Raw genomic sequence first — 17,212 nt, forward strand, 5'->3', positions numbered from 1 at the left:
AAGCAGAACGGAAGAAAACGGAAGAGGGCCCACTATATTCTCTCTATAAAGGCGATACACGCCGCCGGAAGCGCTTTTGTAGTGAAGAGCGGAATTCTTGGCGGCCATGAACACTGAAGGGCTCTTCCTCCGGCCGAACGTCATCATCGAGCCGCTGGTCGACGGGTTCTCCGCGTGGTTCCACTCGGTGGCGCCCGTCCAGGCCGCGATGAACCTCGCGTTCCTCCAGGTGCCGCTCCTGGAGTCGTATCTGGAATCCCCGTCGACGCACACCGAGGCCAGCCGGAACCCGGCGCTGCGCGGTGGGTACTTCATCAACATCGACGAGGAGCGCGCCGAGGACGTCCGGGCACTGCTGGACGCCATCCGCCGGGACCGCGCCCCGATGCTGCGTTTCGCCGAGGCCGTCGTCGAGGCCGAGGACCTGCTGCGCGAGCACGCGACGGGCTACGACCTGACCCCGCTCTACGCCAGGCTCCCGGCGGAGCTGGCCGGGCTCGTCGAGCTCGTCTACGACACCAACAGCCAGGCGTCGCTGCGCTTCCTGGAGCCGGTCGTGTACCGCAGCGCGGTGCACACCGAGGCGCGCCAGTCGGTCCAGCTGTCGATCGAGCCGGGCGTCGAGCGCCCCTTCGTCCTCAGCACCCCGCGCCTGTCCTCCCCGGACGTCCTCGACCTGGGGATCCCGTTCCGGCACCCGGGTCTGGACGCACTGTTCGGCACCCGCCTGCGCCCGGCGACGCTCGGGTCCCTCCGCGACGCGCTGGAACTCGACGACGCGGGCGCCGCCCAGCTGTCCGGCTTGCTCACCAGCGACCCGTCCCAGGCCCCCGACCGGCACATCGACGGCGGCGGGAGGATCCGCTACCTCGGCCACGCCTGCCTGCTGTTCCAGACGCCCGAGGCCGCGATCCTCACCGACCCGTTCATCAGCGCCGACACGACGGCCACCGACCGCTACACGCTCGCCGACCTCCCCGACCACATCGACCTGGTGCTCCTCACCCACGGCCACCAAGACCACGTCGTCCTGGAGACCCTGCTCCAGCTCCGGGGACGCGTGGGCGCGGTCGTCGTGCCCCGCTCGTCCGGCGGGGGGATGGCCGACCCGTCCCTCAGGCTGTACCTGGAGGGCGCGGGCTTCCCGGTCGTGGAGGTCGACTCGTTCGAGGAGGTCCCCTTCCCCGGGGGCCGCGTGACCGCGACCCCGTTCCTCGGCGAGCACGCCGACCTCGACATCCGCGCCAAGTCGACCTACTGGATCGAGCTCGCGGGCCGGAGGATCTTCGTCGGCGCCGACTCGTCCGGCATCGACCCGATGCTCTACCGGCACGTCCGCGGCCAGCTCGGCAAGGCGGACGTCGCCTTCGTCGGGATGGAGTGCGACGGCGCGCCCCTGACCTGGCTCTACCAGGCCCTGCTGACCAAGCCCGTCCCGCGCGCGATGAACATCACCCGCAAGCTCTCCGGTTCGGACGCCGAGCAGGCCGCCGCCATCGTCACCGAACTGGGCGCCGACGAGGCCTACGTCTACGCGATGGGCGAGGAGCCCTGGCTGGGCCACGTCATGGCCACCAGCTACAACGAGGACTCCTACCAGCTCAAGCAGATCGAGAAGTTCGAGTCGTGGTGCGCGGAGAACAGCGTCCGCTCCGGCCACCTCTACGGCCGGCGCGAATGGCGCTGGTGACCCCACCCCTTTGACCCGCCGCCGCCTCAGCGAGGTTCCCCCCGACCCATCGCCGAGGCGGCGGCGTCCTCATTGAACGTCGGCCTCGACCGCCGGGCGCGCCCGGCGGTCGAGCGCACCGGCCAGGACGGCCACGAGCAGGCCGGCCCCGGCGAGGAGCGCACCGATCCAGGCCGGGGCCGTGTACCCGAGACCCGCGCCGATCGCGCCGCCGCCGAGCCAGGCGGCGACGGCGTTGCCGAGGTTGAAGGCGGCGATGTTGGCGGCCGAGGCGAGCGCGGGCGCGTCCGCCGCCTTCTCCATCACCCGGGTCTGGACGGCGGGCACGAGCATGAACCCGGTGACGCCGAGGGCCAGGAGCGTCAGCGCGGCGGGCACCCGGGCGTGCGCCGTCACCGCGAACACGCCGAGCACCAGCGTGATGCCCGCGAGCGAGGTGTACAGCGCGGGCATCGGACGGCGGTCGGCGGCCCGTCCGCCCGCCAGGTTCCCGGCGAACAGTCCCGCACCGAGCAGCACCAGCAGCCACGGCACCGCGCCCGAGCCGAAGCCCGCGACACGGGTCATGATCGGGGCCACGTAGGTGACCGTGCCGAAGACCGCGCCGAACCCGAGCGCGGTGACGGCCAGCGCGAGCCACACCTGGACCTGGCCGAACACCCGCAGCTCGGCCCGCAGGCCGCCGGACGCCTCGGACGGCCGCGCCGGGACGAGCAGGGCGATGCCGGCCAGGCTGACCACTCCGACGGCGGTGACCGCCCAGAACGTCGAACGCCACCCGAGCTGCTGGCCGAGCGCGGTGCCCAGCGGCACGCCGAGCACGTTGGCGGCGGTGAGCCCGGTGAACATCAGAGCCACCGCCGAGGCCCTCCTGGCCGGGGCGACCAGGCTCGCCGCGACCACCGAGCCGATGCCGAAGAACGCGCCGTGGGTGAGCGCGGCGACGATCCGCCCGGCCATCAGCACACCGTAGGACGGCGCCAGCGCGGAGATCAGATTGCCCGCGATGAACAGCGCCATGAGCCCCGCCAGCATGGTCTTGCGCGGGACCCGGGTTCCGGCGGCCGTCAGCAGCGGCGCGCCGACGGCGACGCTGATCGCGTACGCGGAGACCAGCAGGCCCGCCGCCGGGATGGAGACGCCGACGTCGGCGGAGATCTCCGGCAGCAGCCCCGCGATGACGAACTCGGTGAGGCCGATGCCGAACGCCCCGACCGCCAGGGCCAGGAGCGCCCCGGGCATCGCGCGCGCCGTCCCGGACACGGGCGTTCCCGTGATCGACTCGGTGGTCATGCCGGGTCCGCCCCGGCGTCGGCGGGGACGATCCGATGGCCGCCCTGGAAGACGAGGTTGTGCAGGTCGGCGGCCGCGACGGCGCGGAGCGTGGGCAGTTCGGCGGCGGCGTCCCGCTCGGTGACGACGTTCAACGGCCACTGGCCCACGGTCCCTCCCTGAAGGTGCGGGTGATGGAATCCGGCGCCGTAGAAGGCGTGCAGGAGGACCGGGGCGAGACCGGCGGCCTTCTGCGCGGGCCAGGACAACTCCCACCGGGCGTCCAGGCCGCGTTCCGGGGTGCGGCGGACGCCGGTGGCGTGCACCTGTCCGGTGCCGTGCAGCAGGTGGGTGTTCATCTCGTCCAGGACCCGGCGGGCGTGGGGGTCGACGAGCGGCACCGCTCGCAGGAACAGCAGTTCCTTGCCGGGCCGGTCGCGGACGGGACGGGCGGGCGGGTGTCCGTGGGTGCCGTCGCGCAGATCGGTGAAGTGCCGCAGCAGCGAGGCCAGATGCGCCGGGGGCGCACCAGAGGTGTCCATGGGGTTCCTGTTCGTGGCGTGCCGCCCGCCCGGTGCGTCCCGGGCGGGCGTCGGAGCGGTCGGGTCAGTGCAGGTCAGGTCAGTGCAGGTCGGCGAGGTTCACCGCGTCGGCCATGGCCTTGTATCCGGCCGCGTTGGGGTGCTTGTGGTCGCCGCTGTCGAAGCCCGGACGGAGCCGTTCGGAGTCGTCCGGGTCCGCGACGGCCCTGTTGAAGTCGACGACCGCGTCGTACTCGCCGGAGGTGCGGATCCACTGGTTGAGCTGCCGGATCTTGGCGGCGGACTTCGGCGTGTAGTACTCGGCGCCGCCCATCGGCAGCAGCGTTCCGCCGACCACCCTGATGCCCTGGGCGTGCGCCCGGCGGATGACGGCGCGGTATCCGGCGATCAGCTCGGCGACGCCGCGGTCGGGGTTCGGCTTGAACGTGGGGATGTCGGCCTCGCTGAACCCGACGTCGTTCAGGCCCGCCAGGAGGATCATCGTGCTGACGCGCGGGTTCGCCAGGACGTCCCGCTGGAGCCGGGTGCCGATCTTCTCCCCGAACCAGGCCGAGTCCGACAGGAGCATGGCGCCGCCGATGCCCGCGTTGAGCACCGGCCGCTGCCGTCCCGCCGAGGCCAGGCGGTCGGCGAGCCGGTCGGGATAACGGGAGTCGGCGTCGTTGCCGGATCCGAACCCGTCCGTGATGGAGTCGCCGACGGCCACGACCGTGTCGCGGCGGGCCGGTCCCCCGGCCGCCTCGACGCCGGACAGGTAGTACCACGAGTGCGTGGTGTCGCCCTTGGGGAAGGCCGACCCGTCGGTGTCGGCCCGGTGGTCCCCGGACGTCCGGTAGGTGGTGGCGTACCCCTGGAGGTGCGTGGTGGCGGGTCCGGTCGTCTCCGGCAGGTACAGGGTGACCGTCACCGACTCCAGCGGCTTCACCGTCACGTCCGCCGCCTCGCTCACCACCTGGCCGCCCGCCGGGACGTCCACCGAGCGCGCGCCGTGCCCGAAGGCGAGGTGCCGCAGCGACCCCGGGCTCACCGCCGCGCCCTTCCCGGTCCGGGCGATCGTCGCCCCGGCCACCTTCAGCGGCGAGCCGCCGTACTGGTTGGACAGGCGGATCCGCAGCCGCGTCCCGCCGTCGGTGACCCGCACGACCTGCCGCACCGTCTGCCGCGAGAATCCGGCCTCCGACCAGTTCGGTTCGAAGCCGATGCTCGGCCGCTGCATCGCCGCCTCCCAGCCCGTCGTCCATCCGTTCGCGACGGCGGGGACGCGGGCCGGGGCGGACGCGGCGGCCGCGACGGCGCCGGTGCCCCCCACGGCCAGCGCGAGGGCGGGGACGAGCATGAGGGCGCGGCGGCGGTTGGTGTTCATCATGGTGTTTCCTCTGGTCAGATGCCCGATTTGGACGTGACCAGCATTGAAGGTCGAGAATGTCCGGATCAAGATCGACATTGGACACGTCCGGTGAGCCCGGCTCACCGATGGAGGCGCCGTGGAACGGCATGAGATCGAGACGTTCCTGACGCTCGCCGAGGAACTGCACTTCCGGCGCACGGCCGACCGGCTCGGGCTGGCCCAGGGCCGCGTCAGCCAGATCGTCAAGAAGCTCGAGCGCCAGATCGGCGCACCCCTGTTCGACCGCACCAGCCGCCACGTCGCCCTCACCCCGATCGGGCAGCGGCTGCGCGACGGGATCCTGCCGGGCCACCGGCAGATCCAGTGGGCGATCGGGCAGGCCCGCACCGCCGCGCGCGGCTTCGCCGGACCGATCCGCGTGGGCTTCTCCGCGCCCTGGTCGGGCGAGGCCGTCATCGCCGCGTCCGACCTGTTCCAGGCCCGCCACCCCGACGCGGAGGTCCACTACAGGGAGGTGCAGCTCACCGACCCGCTGGGGCCGATGCGCGCAGGGGAGGTCGACCTCCAGCTCACCGAGCTCCCCATCCATGAACCCGACATCGCCGTCGGCTCCGTGGTGTTCAGCGAACGCCGCGCCCTCATGGTCCCCGCGGGCCACCCGTTCGCCGAACGCCCGTCGGTGTCGCTGGACGACCTGGCCAGCACCACCCTGATCCCCGTGGCGGGCGAAGCCGTCCCCCAGTACTGGCTGGACGCCCACTATCCCCGCCGCACCCCGTCCGGGCAGCCCATCCCCCACGGCCCCGGCGCGACCTACTGGCAGGAGGCCCTCTCCCTGGTCGGCTCGGGCAAGGGCGTCTCGATCACCTGCGTCCGCGCCGGCGGGTACTACGCGCGCCCGGACGTCGTCATCGTCCCCTTCCACGACGCGCCCCCGATCGAATACGCCCTGCTCTGGCCCGTATCCCGCCAAACCGCGAGGGTCCAGGGCTTCGCCGAACTCGTGGCCCAGAGCGTTTCGCGCCGGCCACCGGAACGATGAGCCGAACTCACCGCCGATCACCCCCGTCAGCTCGTGGCGCCGACTCGTCGGCGCCGCCCCAAAGGCGTAGATGCCCGACCGATTCCGAGCGTGACCGGCCCCGGCCCGACACGCCCCTGACCTGCGACGCCCTGATCGCGCAGGCGGTCGGCGCGGTGGTCCGCCGTCTGGACGAGGACGACCTGCTGGCCGGTCTCCTCGTCCTCCGCTACTGGGAGGGCGGCCCCCACGTGCGGCTGCGTCTGCGCCCCACCGGACGGACCGCCGCCGTCGAGGCCCTGACCACGACCACACTCAGGAACCACCTGGCCGCCCACCCGGCGCAAGGCACCTGGGACCCGATTCGATACGCCAGTGCCGCCGAACGTTTCGCCGCCGCTGGGGGCATGTCGGACCATGACCGCCGCCTCCATCCCTACGGACGCGTAGCTCGCCGCAGCCTCGCTCAGCGACGCGGCCCTACTACGTCCGCCACTGGACGCCGCGGCCCCGAACCCGAGATGCGGCAACCGCACACCATCGACTTCCACGAGATCCTGCTCGGCACCGGCCGCTACAAGACCGAGGTCCTCTCGTCCTCCTGGTTCCTCGGCCACCGCCTCGCGATCAACATGCTCTACGCCCACCTGGCGAGAGTCGGCCTCGCCCCGCTCCAGCGCTACCTGTTCTGCCACCTGCTGGCCGCGGCCGTCGAGGACGAGTACAACGTGTCCCCGGTGGCCCGAGCCCAAGCCTGGGCCCAACACTCCTGAACCCCCACGGCGCCCTGCCGGTCAGCGAGAGCCTGAACGCCGGGACGTCGCCTCCGGGGCCGACGACAGGCCCGCATCGCGCATGATCTGTTCCACCGTGCCCCGCAAGGGCTGGTCGGGGCCGATCACGGTCTCATGCCTTCCGGGCAGCAGATCCCGTTCGCGGTACCACTGGGCCATTTCCGGCTCTCCGAATTCGTGCGCGTTCGGCTTGGTCGCGTGACGGCGCAGGGTCTCGGCGAACGGAATGTCCATGTAGTACAGAAGGCTCGGCCCGGAATGGTCGGCGACCAGGCTTCGAATCATCGAACCGTAACGGTCGCTGTAAAGGATCCCTTCGAGTAGAACGTGATACCCGTGCCCCAGGCTCCAGCGCGCGATGGTGTCGATCAGGTCGATGTTCGCAGCTCCAGGGACATCCCGGTCCCGTAGCATCTGCCGCCGGACCACGTCCTGGGGGATGACCGCCAGATCCCTGTTCCTGTAGAGGCGCCTGATCTCGGCCGCGACACTGGACTTGCCCGAACCAGAGTTGCCACGCAGCACGATCAACGTCTGCGAGGCACGGGTGCCGGCTCCGGCACACGCTTCTGATTCGTCGTGAACGCCGGGCATGGACATGGGCTCGACGCTACCGGAGTGAGCACGGCCCATCGCGGCAAGGCGCGTGCTCACCCCCGGTTGGAATTGCGGTCGAGCATGACCCCGCCGAGGGGACGGCGGCGGCACCATCCCGGTTCATCGCCGACGGTCGAATCGGGTCAGGAACGGCCGTCGAGGTCGCGGGCGGCCTGAAGGCCCGCCTGGAAACGGGTCCGGACGCCGAGACGCTGCATCAGTTCGCTGACGCGGCGGTTGAGGGTCCGGACGCTGATGCCGAGCTGCCGCGCGGTCGCGTCGTCCTTCAGGCCGGCGGCCAGCAGGGTGAGCAGCTGCCGGTCGAGGTCGGTCTCGATCGGGGCGTCCTGGCCCGGGATGGGGATCGCGCTGGCCCAGAGCAGCTCGAACAGGCGGACCAGCGCGTCCAGCAGGTTCCCGGCGTGGATGACGAACGCGCTGTCGACCATCTCCCGCTCGTCGCTGCTGAACGGCAGGATCGCGGTCCGCCCGTCGGCGATGGCGAGCTTGAGCGGGATGTCCACGTGCAGCCGCGCCTCCTCCCCGGCCGCGATGGTCTGCGCGAACGTCTCGAACGCGCCCGGGACCTCCAGCGCCTCGGGGGCGTACAGGCCGCGCACCCGGACGCCGCGCGCGAGCATCTCCAGTTCCGCCTGGTTGGGTTCGGAGGGCTCCTGCGCGTAGGGCGGCCGGTCCAGGACGAGCACCTCGTGCCAGGCCGCCCGCTGGAGCCGGTCGAACCGCGCGGCGACCGCGTCCTGCCCGAAGAGGATCTCGACCTGGTCCTCGGGACGGTGCCGGGCGTCGACGGGCAGCTCGGCGAGCAGCGCGCGGGCCGTCGCGCGGGCGCTGGTCACGCGTTCCTGCCAGCGGGTGGCCAGCATCTCGACGGCGGCGTCCGGTCGTGTGGCGGCGAGCCGGACCGGTGCGCCGGGCAGCGGGTTGACCAGGGCGAGTTCCTCCAGCCGGGCCAGCACCGGACCGAGTTCGGCGGAGGTGAGGCCGGCCCTTTCGGCCAGCTCGTCGCGGGTCAGTGGCGGGTGGCGCAGCAGCAGCCGATAGATCCCCTCATCGGCCTTCGTCACCCCGAACGCCTCCAGCATGCGCGTCCCTCCCCAGGTTGACGTGTTCTCGACGTGGCATCGGTCCGCCAACCAAGATCGTGGACGGGGGGCCACGTGATCACGTTACCTCGTTAAGGACACCCGAAAACCGAGGGAGCGCACGTGAAAAGCCTCGCGACACTCATTGTGACGGCAGGTATCGGCCTGTCCGTGTTTCCCGGCACCGCCGGAGCCGCCACGGCCGACGCCGCCGGATCCCCGTGGCGCGGGCCGCGTTGCGAGACGGTCGAGGGCGACGGCTCCGTCTCCTTCACCCGCGACGGCGGCCAGACCGTGGCCCCGACGACGGGCGTCATGCGCCCGGTGAAGTACGTGATGGGCCTGGAGGCGCTCGCCCAGCCGAACCAGCTCCTCTCGGTCGACGACCGTGGCCAATTGGCACGTTCCAATGACGCCGGATGCACCTGGAGCCCCCTCGCCTCCCTGCCGTCCACCGGCATCTGGTCGATCAGCCCCGCCGCCGGCGGCGCGGCCTACGTGTGGAACTTCCGCGGCGACCGCGTCTACCGGGTCGAGGGGCAGCGGGTGTTCGAGGGCCCGGCGTTCGACGCGGCGCGCCTGGGCGGCTTCGTCACCCTCACGGCCGACAAGCGGAAGCCGACGCACCTGCGCGGCGTCACGCAGAAGGGCCGGGTGCTCGACTCGCGGGACGGCGGACGGACGTTCCGTCCCATCGGCGCCGCACCGGTCCAGATCGCGGGCCCCGACCATCTCGTCTACGACGCGAAGATCGCCCCGTCCCGTCCCAACGAGATCGTCATCGGCATCTCCGAGGTGGGCGCCCTCACCAGCCACAACGGCGGACGGACCTGGCGGCGCACCACCATCGGCCGGGCCGGCGACAGGGTCAACGGGTTCACCGTCGCGATGTCGCCGATCGACCCGAAGATCGTTTATCTCCAGGCCCTGAACATCAGCGAGATGGACCGCGGAGGCCCCGGCGGCGGACGCCACGTGTACCGCTCCGACGACGGCGGGAAGTCGTTCCGCCCGGTGGCCGACCACGGCGGCGAGGTGACCATCACCAACGGCGGCCTGCTGAAGCCGAGCCCGTGGGACCCGGACGTCGTGTTCTTCGAGTACGGCGACCCGGTGTACCGGACCTCCCTCTACACCCTCAACATCCGCACGCACCGGTTGTCGATCGCCCACAACCCGCACGACGGCATCAAGTCGATCGCCTTCAACCCGACCGCCCGCGACGTCATGTACCTGGGCTTCGTCGAACAGAGCTGACCCCACGCCACCCCTCCATGTCGGCGCCGCGACCGCCCTCACCGGTCGCGGCGCCGACGCATTTTGTGCAGGCCGCGTCCCACCCGACCGCAGTGGTGAGATTCCCTAAGCGGTCGCGTTGCCAGGCGTGTGCTGGCGGACGCCTGAGATGAAGACGCGCAGGCCGTAGGAGAAACGCTCGCCGGGGTCCCCGGCGGCCAAGGCCTTCAGCCCCATGGCGAGCGGGTCGTCGGCCTCCAGGCCGGAGGCCGCAAGGCGCGCCGTCCAGTCATCGTCGGCCGGCAGACGGGACTGGGTCTGCTCCTCGATCGTGTGGCCGAGGACGAAGTAGAAGCCCGCGAACGCGATCTCCCAGGCGCGGTTCGGCGGGAACCCCGCCTCCAGGAGCACCTGCGCCGCGCTGCGGCTCGCGGCCATCGTGCGCGGTCCGGGAGCGAAGGTTCCGGAGACCACCCGTGCTCCGTCGCGGCGGCTCAGCAGCGCCGTGTGCAGGCGCTCGCCCAGGAGCTCGAGCCGGTCGGGCCAGGGAAGGCCGGACGGCAGCGGCTCGGCGACCCCCTCCAGCAGCTGGTCGGCCATGGCGTCCAGCAGGGCCTCCTTGTTGGGGAAGTGCCGGTACAGGGCGCCGGCCTGGACGTTGAGCGCGACGCCGAGTCTGCGCATGGTCAGGCCGTCGAGTCCCTCGGCGTCGAGGAGGTCGAGGGCCCCGGACACGACGTCGGCCCGGCGCAGCAGCATGCGAGACCTCTTCCTCCGGTGGTGCCCGCAGGCGATCTGCGGCTTGACAGGGGTTCAGCCTACTCCTAGCGTGAACAGCGTTCACCGTGAACATTGTTCACGGTGAACGCTGTTCACTTTCTCTCCAGGAAAGGACACCGCCATGGGCGTCACCGCGATCGATCTCTTCGAGTCCTTCCTGCGCCTCCGCCCCGACGGCCAGGTGCACGCCGAGCAGCCGGCCTTCCACCCCGAGCGCGCCGACTGGCAGGTGATGGCGTTCCACGTCGCCACCGACGCGGACCTCCACGCCGACCACTGGGAGATCCACCCCAACGCGGACGAGGTCGTCGCCTGCCTCACCGGCCGGATCCGCCTGTTCCTCAAGCCCCAGGAGGGGGAGCAGGACGAGGAGGCCGAACTCCCGGCCGGAAAGGCGGTCATCGTGCCGCGCGGCCGCTGGCACCGCATCGAACTGGTCGACCCGGGCGACATCCTGAGCGTCACCCTCCCGCGGGGAAGCCGCCTCGAGGAGCGGACCCACGCCTGACACCGCCCCAGGCGACTATCACGAAAGGACCGACGCCTTGACATCACGACGAGTAATGCGCAGAAGCGTGGCCGCGCTGGCGACCGGCGTGGTCGCGATCGGGACCGCTTCCACGCCCGACCTGGCAGGGGCCGCGGCGGCCGGCACCGCGAGGCCGTCCACCGCCCTCGAACCCACCGAGCTGCAGTCCGCGCTGGACGCCGTCCACCACGCGGGAATGCCCGGCGTGTACGCCGACGTGCGCGACGGCGACCGGGCATGGCGCGGCGCGTCCGGGGTCGCCGACGTCCGGATGGGCCGTCCCGTCACACCCGACATGCGCCAGCGCGTCGGCAGCATCACCAAGACCTTCACCGCGGCCGCCGTGATGCAGCAGGTCGAGAACGCAAGGATCCGCCTCGACGCACCGATCGGCGACTACCTTCCGACCCTGGTGCCGGGCGAACGCGGCAAGCAGATCACGGTACGGATGCTGCTCAACCACACCAGCGGCATCCCCGAGTACCTGCCCTACGCGTTCCCGTCCCTGCGGACCTTCCCCTCGCCGGACGCGTCGACCAAGAGCCTGGACGACAACCGGTACCGCCGGTTCAGCCCCGCCGAGCTGATCAAGATGGGACTCGACGCACCGCCCACGGGCCGCCCCGGCGGGCCCACAGGGGTGTACTCCAACGCCAACTACCTGCTCCTCGGCCAACTCCTGGAGAAGGTGACCGGCATCCCGGCCGAGAAGTACATCACCCGCGAGGTCATCGGACGCGCCGGACTCAAGCACACCTGGTTCCCGGACGGCCCGCACCTGCGAGGACCGCATTCGCGGATGTACGAGGCCTTCTACGGCAAGATCGACCCGCCGCGCGACTACAGCGAGTACGACATGTCGTGGGTGGGCACGGGCGCAGCCCTGGTCTCGACCACCGCCGACCTCGACCGCTTCTACGGCCTGCTGTTCAGCGGCCGGATCGTCGCCCCGTCCTCGCTGGCCGAGATGCAGCGCACGGTCCCGGTCCTCACCCAGGACGGGCAGAGCGTGATCGACTACGGTCTCGGACTGCGCAGGATCGAGATCCCCGGATGCGGCACCTTCTGGGGACACGACGGCACGGTCTGGGGCGCCCAGACCATCTCCGTGACCAGCGCCGACGGCAGGCGGCGGATGTCGGTCGCCATGAACCTCGTCCGCTGGAACAAGCCGGACGCGTCGGGCAAGCCGCAGCGACACCCCATCGACGACGCACTGCTGGCCTTCTACCGCACGGCCATGTGCGGCACCCAGCCCACGGACTCGGAACACGGTCTGAAACGGCAACCGAAGCAGACGAATTAGACGGGAAAGAAGGGGAGGGCATCGTCGGAGTACCGGAGACAGGATCCGCTCACTGGAAGGTGCCCTCCCCCCATGATGGAGTTTCGAACGTGAAGGGCGTGTGGACGGCCGAGCCGGACACACGCGCGACCGACGACTTCGCGGCGCTCTACGACGCGCACTTCCCCGACATCTACCGGTACGTCGCGGGCCGGCTCGGCCGCGACGTGGCCGACGACATCGCCGCCGACACGTTCCTCATCGCCCTGCGGAAGCGAGACGTGTTCGACGCCGCGCGCGGCACCGTACGGCCCTGGCTCTTCGGCATCGCCACCCGGCTCGTGGCGCAGCACCGGCGGCAGGAGACACGCCGCTACCGCGCCGTGGCCAAGCTGGGCCCGGAAGAGGTCGCCGACAGCCACGAAGACCGCGTCGTCGACTGGGTACGCGCGGCAGGCATGGAACCGCGCCTGGCCAAGGCCCTGGCCGACCTGCCGCACGGACAGCGCGACGTGCTCCTGCTCAGTGCCCTCGCCGAGTTCTCCCACGAGGAGATCGCCCAGGCACTCGGCATCTCCTACGGAACGGTCGGTTCACGGCTGAGCCGGGCTCGCAAGAAGGTGCGCTCCGCACTCGGAGAGGACGACAATGGATGAACAGCGCATGATCCGAAGCCTCCTGGCCCAGGCCCCGCCGTCCGCCGAGGTCACCGCCGAGGGCCGTCGGCGCGTCCTGTCCCAGGCCGAACCCCGCCACACACCGCGCAAAGCGATGTTCCGCCTGAGCCTCGCCGCGGCAGGCATCGCCGCGGTCACCGCCGCCGCCCTCCTCATGAGCGGCGGTTCCCCGACGACACCCCCGACCGCACGCCAGGTGCTGCTCACCGCCGCGGAGAAGACGGCGTCCGCCCCGGTCGGACGCTTCTGGCACACCCACGTGATCAACGGCCAGGCGTACTACGTCGCCCAAGGCGACTACGTGATCACCGGTGCCCGGATGGAGATCGACCAGTGGATCGGCCGCACCGACCAGGACGGCGACGCCTTCCGCAGCCGGTTCGCCGGAGCCTATCCGCAGACCTCCGCAGACCAGGCCGCCTGGCGGCGCGCCGGATCACCGGAAACCTGGAGCGTCCTCTCCAACGGCTCCCAGATCAAGCAGACCACCGACGCCGAACCCTGGGACACACGTCGGACGACCCCGACCCAGAAGAAGCAGGCGTCCGCGTTCTTCGCCTCGGCCGCGAAGCGCTGCGCCACCAAGCCGCAAACCTGCCCGAGGAACCGCCCTCCGTCCCCAACAGAGCGCGAGGCGCTGGCCAATGACAAGACGGCCCTGCAACAGGCGCTCCGCAAGGGCGCCGGCCAAGGCGGCCCCGAGTCCGAACTCACCGGCGCGGCCTACCTACTGACCCAACCCGGCTCACCGAAGCTGGCCGCCGCCATCTTCCAGGCCCTGGCCGACACACCAGGCATCCGCAACGCCGGAACAGTCAAGGACACAGGCGGCCGCAAAGCGCTCGCACTAGCCGCCCGAGCCTCCGACCCGCACGGCACCTTCGACACCGAACTCCTCCTAGACCCGGCAACCTACCGAGTACTCGGCACCCAAACCGTCCTCGTATCAGGCACCACCCCCGAAACAAGAGGCATGAAGCCCGGCACCGTCTACACCCAGCAACTCTTCCTAGAGATGGGCTGGACCAACACAGCCCCCCAGTAACCCACCCCGATTCCCGGTGGCCCAAGAACAGCCACCGGGAATCACCCACCCCCCTCGAAGACCTGCGGGCCCGAGCCACTCAGGAGAGCCCGCCCGTAGGCGCTGCCGACGAACCGGCCACACCTGCCCACCCCGTCATGCCGTGGTAGGGCTGACGCTCTGGGCTTGGCTCCAACCGGCCAGCAAGTCTCCTGCTCCATGCTCCCGTCGGATAATGCGCGAATGATCCCCATCTACACGACCGACACGGTTCCTACCGCCACAGGCCCAGTCGCTGTTCTTCACGCCTGGCCCGTGTGGGTCAACGCTTCGGACAACATCAGCCGGGGCCTCGACGCACTGGCCCAGTCGGCCGCCAGAGGCGGCGCACATGCCATCGTGGGCATGCGGATCTCCAGCTTCGCCGGCGACGGGCTCGGAATCATGCACAGCTTTGTCGGCACAGCAGTGGTGCTGAACACCAGCGCCTCAACCTAGGCCGACAACTATGCCTGTATCGACCATCCGAGGACGTCGCCCCACGCGACAAGGTCAAGGCCCGGTCGGCACGACCGATGCGGGCGCGCAGGGCCCGGCGCCTTCGTGAGCACGGCAAGTGGTCCCGGCCCAACACCGTCCCGCTGTCGGCTACTGCCCCTGTGAAGGGGCAGGCCCGTCTCCTCTCGGGGCACCCCAGCCGAAAGTGGGTTGCGTCCTTCGGCCCGTGACGGAAACCTTCACCGAGTGCTGATCAGGAATGCCACCAACGACGACTGGCCCGCCATCTGGCCGTTCCTCCGCCAGATCGTCGCAGCGGGGGAGACCTTCCCCTACCCGCTCGACCTGGACGAGGACCAAGGCCGAGACATGTGGTTGGTGCCGGAGCCGGGGCGTACGGTCGTCGCCGTCGACAGCGCCGGAACGGTGCTCGGCACGGCGAACATGTACGCCAACCGCGGGGGCAACGGCTCCCACATCGCCAGCGCCAGCTACATGGTGGACCCGTCCCACCAACAACGAGGAGTCGGCCGAGCCCTCTGCGAAGACTCGCTGACGTGGGCACGCACCGCGGGCTTCCAAGCCATGGTCTTCAACGCCGTCGTCGAGACGAACCTGAGCGCCGTACGACTGTACGAATCCCTCGGCTTCACAGTCCTGGGCACCGTACCCAAGGGCTTCCGTCACCCCGACAAGGGCTACGTCGGCCTGCACATGATGCACCGCCCGCTCTGAACGACACCGCTGTGGGACCGGCATCGAGGCCATGACCACCACCGAGAACGCGGCCCCATGGCGCCCCATGCCAGAAGGAGCCTGTGCCGCATGTGGGGGACTGGAGACGGTCCCGCCTCGCCGACCTCCGCAATGGGAGGCGCCAGCCGACTTCGTCTGGTGGTGTGGATTCGCGGCACCGGGAGACTACGGCGCGCTGATCGCGGAACCACTGGCAGTAGCCGACATCATGACGTGACGGTTGCGGCTCAAGCTCGAGATGAAAGGTCTGCGTCATGCTGCGAGAAGGGCTCCGCCTGCGCTCTGATGGGCCTCGTCGTGAGTGAAGGTGGCCCCTCTGCGGGGGGCGGGGCGCAGCGGAACCGGTATGTGGACCTGTTGCGTGTTTGTGCGATCGGTGTGGTGGTGCTGGGGCACTGGCTGCTGGTCGACATCACCTACCGGGCCGGGCACCTGTCGGGGCGAGATGCTCTGCAGTACCTCGGCTGGGCGCGCTGGCTGACCTTGGTCATGCAGGTCATGCCGGTGTTCTTCGTGGTCGGCGGGTATGCCAACGCGGTCTCTTGGACGGCGCACCGTCGGCGGCAGGGAGTCTGGACGGACTGGGTGCGCGGCCGGATGCTGCGGCTGCTGTGGCCCACCACGGTGTACGTCGTGGTGGGCGTTCTCGTCCTCGCCGTGGCCAGGGTTGCTGGGGTGGAGAGCCACGACCTGGACCGGGGCGGGTGGCTTGTCGCCCTGCAGTTGTGGTTCCTGCCCGTCTACCTGCTTCTGATCGCGCTCACTCCGCTGATGCTGGCCGCGCACCGGCGGTGGGGGCTGGCGGTGCCGGTGGTGATGGCCGTCGTGGCCGCGGGGGTGGACGCCGCGGTGCTCGGTCCCCGCCTGCCCCTGATCGGCTTTGCGAACTACCTGCTCGTGTGGGGGGCGATGCACCAGTGGGGGTTCGCGTGGCAGGACGGCACCCTCACGCGTCCCCGGTGGCGCTGCGGGGCGCTGGCCGTCACGGGAGCCGTGGTCCTCATCGCGGTCCTGGCCTGGGGCCTCTTCCCGATCGACATGATCGGGACTGGAGCGCGGATGGGCAACACCAGCCCGCCGTCGATCGCCCTGCTGGCGTTCGCCGCCGTCCAGACCGGGCTGCTTCTCGCGGCCGAACCGATCCTTGCGCGCGTGTTCGCCAGCCCGTCCCGGTGGCGGCTGGTCTCCCGCCTCAACCGCACAGTCATGATCGTCTACCTGTGGCACATGGTGCCGGTGATCATCGTGGCCGTCGCGCTCTACCCCACCGGTGTCATGCCCCAGCCGACCATCGGATCGGTCGCGTGGATGGTCACACGCATGATCTGGGTCGCTCTCCTGGTGCTCGTCCTGGTGCCGCTCACCGCTGTCCTGATGTGGGCCCATCGGCCATTGCGCCTCCTGCCCGAAGGGCTGGGGGCGGCGGGATGGTGGTCACCGATCCTGGTGCTGTGCGGCCTCGCCGCCATGGTGCCCGCGCTCGCCAGGCTCGCCATCAGCGGCTTCGCCCCGGACGGACACCTGCCCGGCCTGGTCCTGGTGATCTATGCCTGCGGCCTCCTCGCGGCCTTCTGTTCCGGCCGCCCGCCGTCCCAGGACCGCTCACCGGCAACGCCGCCATCCCGAACCGCTGGATGACCCCCGTGCGGCGGACGACCACACGCTCAGGACGCCTGTTCCGCCTGCACTTCTGGAAGGTCCCCGACGAGCACAGCCGTCGACCGACCGCATGCGAACCGACCGTGGGCTGGGGAGGCGCATTCGTCGGCGGGGGTCTCCATGCCTCTTTTCCGGGCGGCAGGTTATTTTTCGAGCAACCATCTGTGAAGAATTTATGCTTTCCAAAATTCTCGCCACTCGACGCTGGAGGCAAATTGGCCCCCATGGAACCTCGGTAAATGCTTAAGGTGATGGCCGCGTGCGGCGTTGACGTGTCAGAATCGTTCTGTACGCCATGCGGAACCTCGCGCCCGAGGGGGCAGGTAATTGATCTCACGGTCACCATTGGGGCCGTCAGAAGGCCGGGTTGACGTCCGGCCCGTCACACACCGCTGAGGCAC

The 17,212-nt window shown here is 70.5% G+C and carries 17 protein-coding genes; 11 read left to right on the forward strand and 6 right to left on the reverse strand.

Features of this window, described 5'->3' with window-relative positions; all coding sequences use genetic code 11:
• The first annotated feature begins 106 nt into the window (after positions 1-106).
• Complete coding sequence (locus EBO15_RS14045) at positions 107-1,690, forward strand: MBL fold metallo-hydrolase (protein WP_122194820.1); 1,584 nt, start codon at positions 107-109, stop codon at positions 1,688-1,690.
• A gap of 69 nt (positions 1,691-1,759) precedes the next feature.
• Here the strand turns inward: EBO15_RS14045 and EBO15_RS14050 are convergent, their stop codons facing one another.
• From EBO15_RS14050 to EBO15_RS14060, 3 genes are all read right to left on the reverse strand, one after another.
• Entirely contained in the window at positions 1,760-2,983 is a 1,224-nt protein-coding gene (locus EBO15_RS14050) for an MFS transporter (protein ID WP_233616181.1), read from the reverse strand.
• Entirely contained in the window at positions 2,980-3,504 is a 525-nt protein-coding gene (locus tag EBO15_RS14055) for a hypothetical protein (protein WP_122194821.1), read from the reverse strand. The genes EBO15_RS14050 and EBO15_RS14055 overlap by 4 nt, the downstream gene beginning before the upstream one ends.
• A gap of 79 nt (positions 3,505-3,583) precedes the next feature.
• Positions 3,584-4,870 (reverse strand): SGNH/GDSL hydrolase family protein, encoded by a 1,287-nt coding sequence (locus tag EBO15_RS14060; protein ID WP_199744523.1) that lies wholly within the window; start codon positions 4,868-4,870, stop codon positions 3,584-3,586.
• Positions 4,871-4,988: 118 nt separating this feature from the next.
• Between EBO15_RS14060 and EBO15_RS14065 the strand changes: the two genes are divergently transcribed.
• Together EBO15_RS14065 and EBO15_RS14070 are read left to right on the forward strand one after the other, a co-directional pair.
• Positions 4,989-5,894: a LysR family transcriptional regulator gene (locus EBO15_RS14065; protein ID WP_122194822.1), complete on the forward strand. Its 906-nt coding sequence runs from the start codon at positions 4,989-4,991 to the stop codon at positions 5,892-5,894.
• Positions 5,891-6,646 (forward strand): lantibiotic dehydratase C-terminal domain-containing protein, encoded by a 756-nt coding sequence (locus tag EBO15_RS14070; RefSeq protein ID WP_122194823.1) that lies wholly within the window; start codon positions 5,891-5,893, stop codon positions 6,644-6,646. Before EBO15_RS14065 ends, EBO15_RS14070 begins: the two co-directional genes overlap by 4 nt.
• A gap of 21 nt (positions 6,647-6,667) precedes the next feature.
• Here the strand turns inward: EBO15_RS14070 and EBO15_RS14075 are convergent, their stop codons facing one another.
• Together EBO15_RS14075 and EBO15_RS14080 are read right to left on the reverse strand one after the other, a co-directional pair.
• Positions 6,668-7,267: an AAA family ATPase gene (locus EBO15_RS14075; protein WP_233616182.1), complete on the reverse strand. Its 600-nt coding sequence runs from the start codon at positions 7,265-7,267 to the stop codon at positions 6,668-6,670.
• 140 nt (positions 7,268-7,407) lie between these two features.
• Positions 7,408-8,367, reverse strand: coding sequence for a helix-turn-helix transcriptional regulator (locus tag EBO15_RS14080; RefSeq protein WP_122194824.1), 960 nt, complete (start codon positions 8,365-8,367; stop codon positions 7,408-7,410).
• A gap of 147 nt (positions 8,368-8,514) precedes the next feature.
• Here EBO15_RS14080 and EBO15_RS14085 point away from each other — a divergent pair, with 147 nt between their 5' ends.
• Entirely contained in the window at positions 8,515-9,624 is a 1,110-nt protein-coding gene (locus EBO15_RS14085; protein WP_122194825.1) for a WD40/YVTN/BNR-like repeat-containing protein, read from the forward strand.
• 105 nt (positions 9,625-9,729) lie between these two features.
• Here the strand turns inward: EBO15_RS14085 and EBO15_RS14090 are convergent, their stop codons facing one another.
• Positions 9,730-10,362 carry a TetR/AcrR family transcriptional regulator C-terminal domain-containing protein gene (locus tag EBO15_RS14090; protein ID WP_122194826.1) on the reverse strand — a complete coding sequence of 211 codons (633 nt, stop codon included), beginning with the start codon at positions 10,360-10,362 and terminating at the stop codon, positions 9,730-9,732.
• A 142-nt stretch (positions 10,363-10,504) separates the two neighbouring features.
• On the opposite strand from EBO15_RS14090, the gene EBO15_RS14095 reads away from it, so the two are divergent.
• From EBO15_RS14095 to EBO15_RS14125, 7 genes are all read left to right on the forward strand, one after another.
• Positions 10,505-10,891, forward strand: a complete 387-nt coding sequence (locus EBO15_RS14095) for a cupin domain-containing protein (protein WP_122194827.1) — start codon at positions 10,505-10,507, stop codon at positions 10,889-10,891.
• Between the two features lie 55 nt (positions 10,892-10,946).
• Complete coding sequence (locus tag EBO15_RS14100; RefSeq protein WP_122194828.1) at positions 10,947-12,218, forward strand: serine hydrolase domain-containing protein; 1,272 nt, start codon at positions 10,947-10,949, stop codon at positions 12,216-12,218.
• An 89-nt stretch (positions 12,219-12,307) separates the two neighbouring features.
• Complete coding sequence (locus EBO15_RS14105) at positions 12,308-12,853, forward strand: RNA polymerase sigma factor (protein ID WP_233616183.1); 546 nt, start codon at positions 12,308-12,310, stop codon at positions 12,851-12,853.
• Between the two features lie 7 nt (positions 12,854-12,860).
• Positions 12,861-13,919 (forward strand): hypothetical protein, encoded by a 1,059-nt coding sequence (locus EBO15_RS14110; RefSeq protein ID WP_122194829.1) that lies wholly within the window; start codon positions 12,861-12,863, stop codon positions 13,917-13,919.
• 222 nt (positions 13,920-14,141) lie between these two features.
• Positions 14,142-14,396, forward strand: coding sequence for a YbjQ family protein (locus tag EBO15_RS14115; RefSeq protein WP_122194830.1), 255 nt, complete (start codon positions 14,142-14,144; stop codon positions 14,394-14,396).
• 246 nt (positions 14,397-14,642) lie between these two features.
• The gene (locus EBO15_RS14120) at positions 14,643-15,131 is read left to right on the forward strand and encodes a GNAT family N-acetyltransferase (protein ID WP_122194831.1); all 489 of its coding nucleotides are present in this window, start codon (positions 14,643-14,645) and stop codon (positions 15,129-15,131) included.
• Positions 15,132-15,437: 306 nt separating this feature from the next.
• Positions 15,438-16,790: an acyltransferase family protein gene (locus tag EBO15_RS14125; protein WP_122194832.1), complete on the forward strand. Its 1,353-nt coding sequence runs from the start codon at positions 15,438-15,440 to the stop codon at positions 16,788-16,790.
• The last annotated feature ends 422 nt before the right edge of the window (positions 16,791-17,212 follow it).

The organism is Actinomadura harenae (genome assembly GCF_003696215.1).
Lineage (GTDB): Bacteria > Actinomycetota > Actinomycetes > Streptosporangiales > Streptosporangiaceae > Spirillospora > Spirillospora harenae.

What these genes read in the sequence shown, in the direction of transcription:
- EBO15_RS14045 (WP_122194820.1), top strand. Translation starts at nt 107, where the DNA reads ATGAACACTGAAGGGCTCTTCCTCCGGCCGAACGTCATCATCGAGCCG.
- EBO15_RS14050 (WP_233616181.1), bottom strand. Translation starts at nt 2,983, where the DNA reads ATGACCACCGAGTCGATCACGGGAACGCCCGTGTCCGGGACGGCGCGC.
- EBO15_RS14055 (WP_122194821.1), bottom strand. Translation starts at nt 3,504, where the DNA reads ATGGACACCTCTGGTGCGCCCCCGGCGCATCTGGCCTCGCTGCTGCGG.
- EBO15_RS14060 (WP_199744523.1), bottom strand. Translation starts at nt 4,870, where the DNA reads ATGATGAACACCAACCGCCGCCGCGCCCTCATGCTCGTCCCCGCCCTC.
- EBO15_RS14070 (WP_122194823.1), top strand. Translation starts at nt 5,891, where the DNA reads ATGAGCCGAACTCACCGCCGATCACCCCCGTCAGCTCGTGGCGCCGAC.
- EBO15_RS14075 (WP_233616182.1), bottom strand. Translation starts at nt 7,267, where the DNA reads ATGTCCATGCCCGGCGTTCACGACGAATCAGAAGCGTGTGCCGGAGCC.
- EBO15_RS14080 (WP_122194824.1), bottom strand. Translation starts at nt 8,367, where the DNA reads ATGCTGGAGGCGTTCGGGGTGACGAAGGCCGATGAGGGGATCTATCGG.
- EBO15_RS14090 (WP_122194826.1), bottom strand. Translation starts at nt 10,362, where the DNA reads ATGCTGCTGCGCCGGGCCGACGTCGTGTCCGGGGCCCTCGACCTCCTC.
- EBO15_RS14095 (WP_122194827.1), top strand. Translation starts at nt 10,505, where the DNA reads ATGGGCGTCACCGCGATCGATCTCTTCGAGTCCTTCCTGCGCCTCCGC.
- EBO15_RS14100 (WP_122194828.1), top strand. Translation starts at nt 10,947, where the DNA reads ATGCGCAGAAGCGTGGCCGCGCTGGCGACCGGCGTGGTCGCGATCGGG.
- EBO15_RS14110 (WP_122194829.1), top strand. Translation starts at nt 12,861, where the DNA reads ATGATCCGAAGCCTCCTGGCCCAGGCCCCGCCGTCCGCCGAGGTCACC.
- EBO15_RS14115 (WP_122194830.1), top strand. Translation starts at nt 14,142, where the DNA reads ATGATCCCCATCTACACGACCGACACGGTTCCTACCGCCACAGGCCCA.
- EBO15_RS14125 (WP_122194832.1), top strand. Translation starts at nt 15,438, where the DNA reads ATGGGCCTCGTCGTGAGTGAAGGTGGCCCCTCTGCGGGGGGCGGGGCG.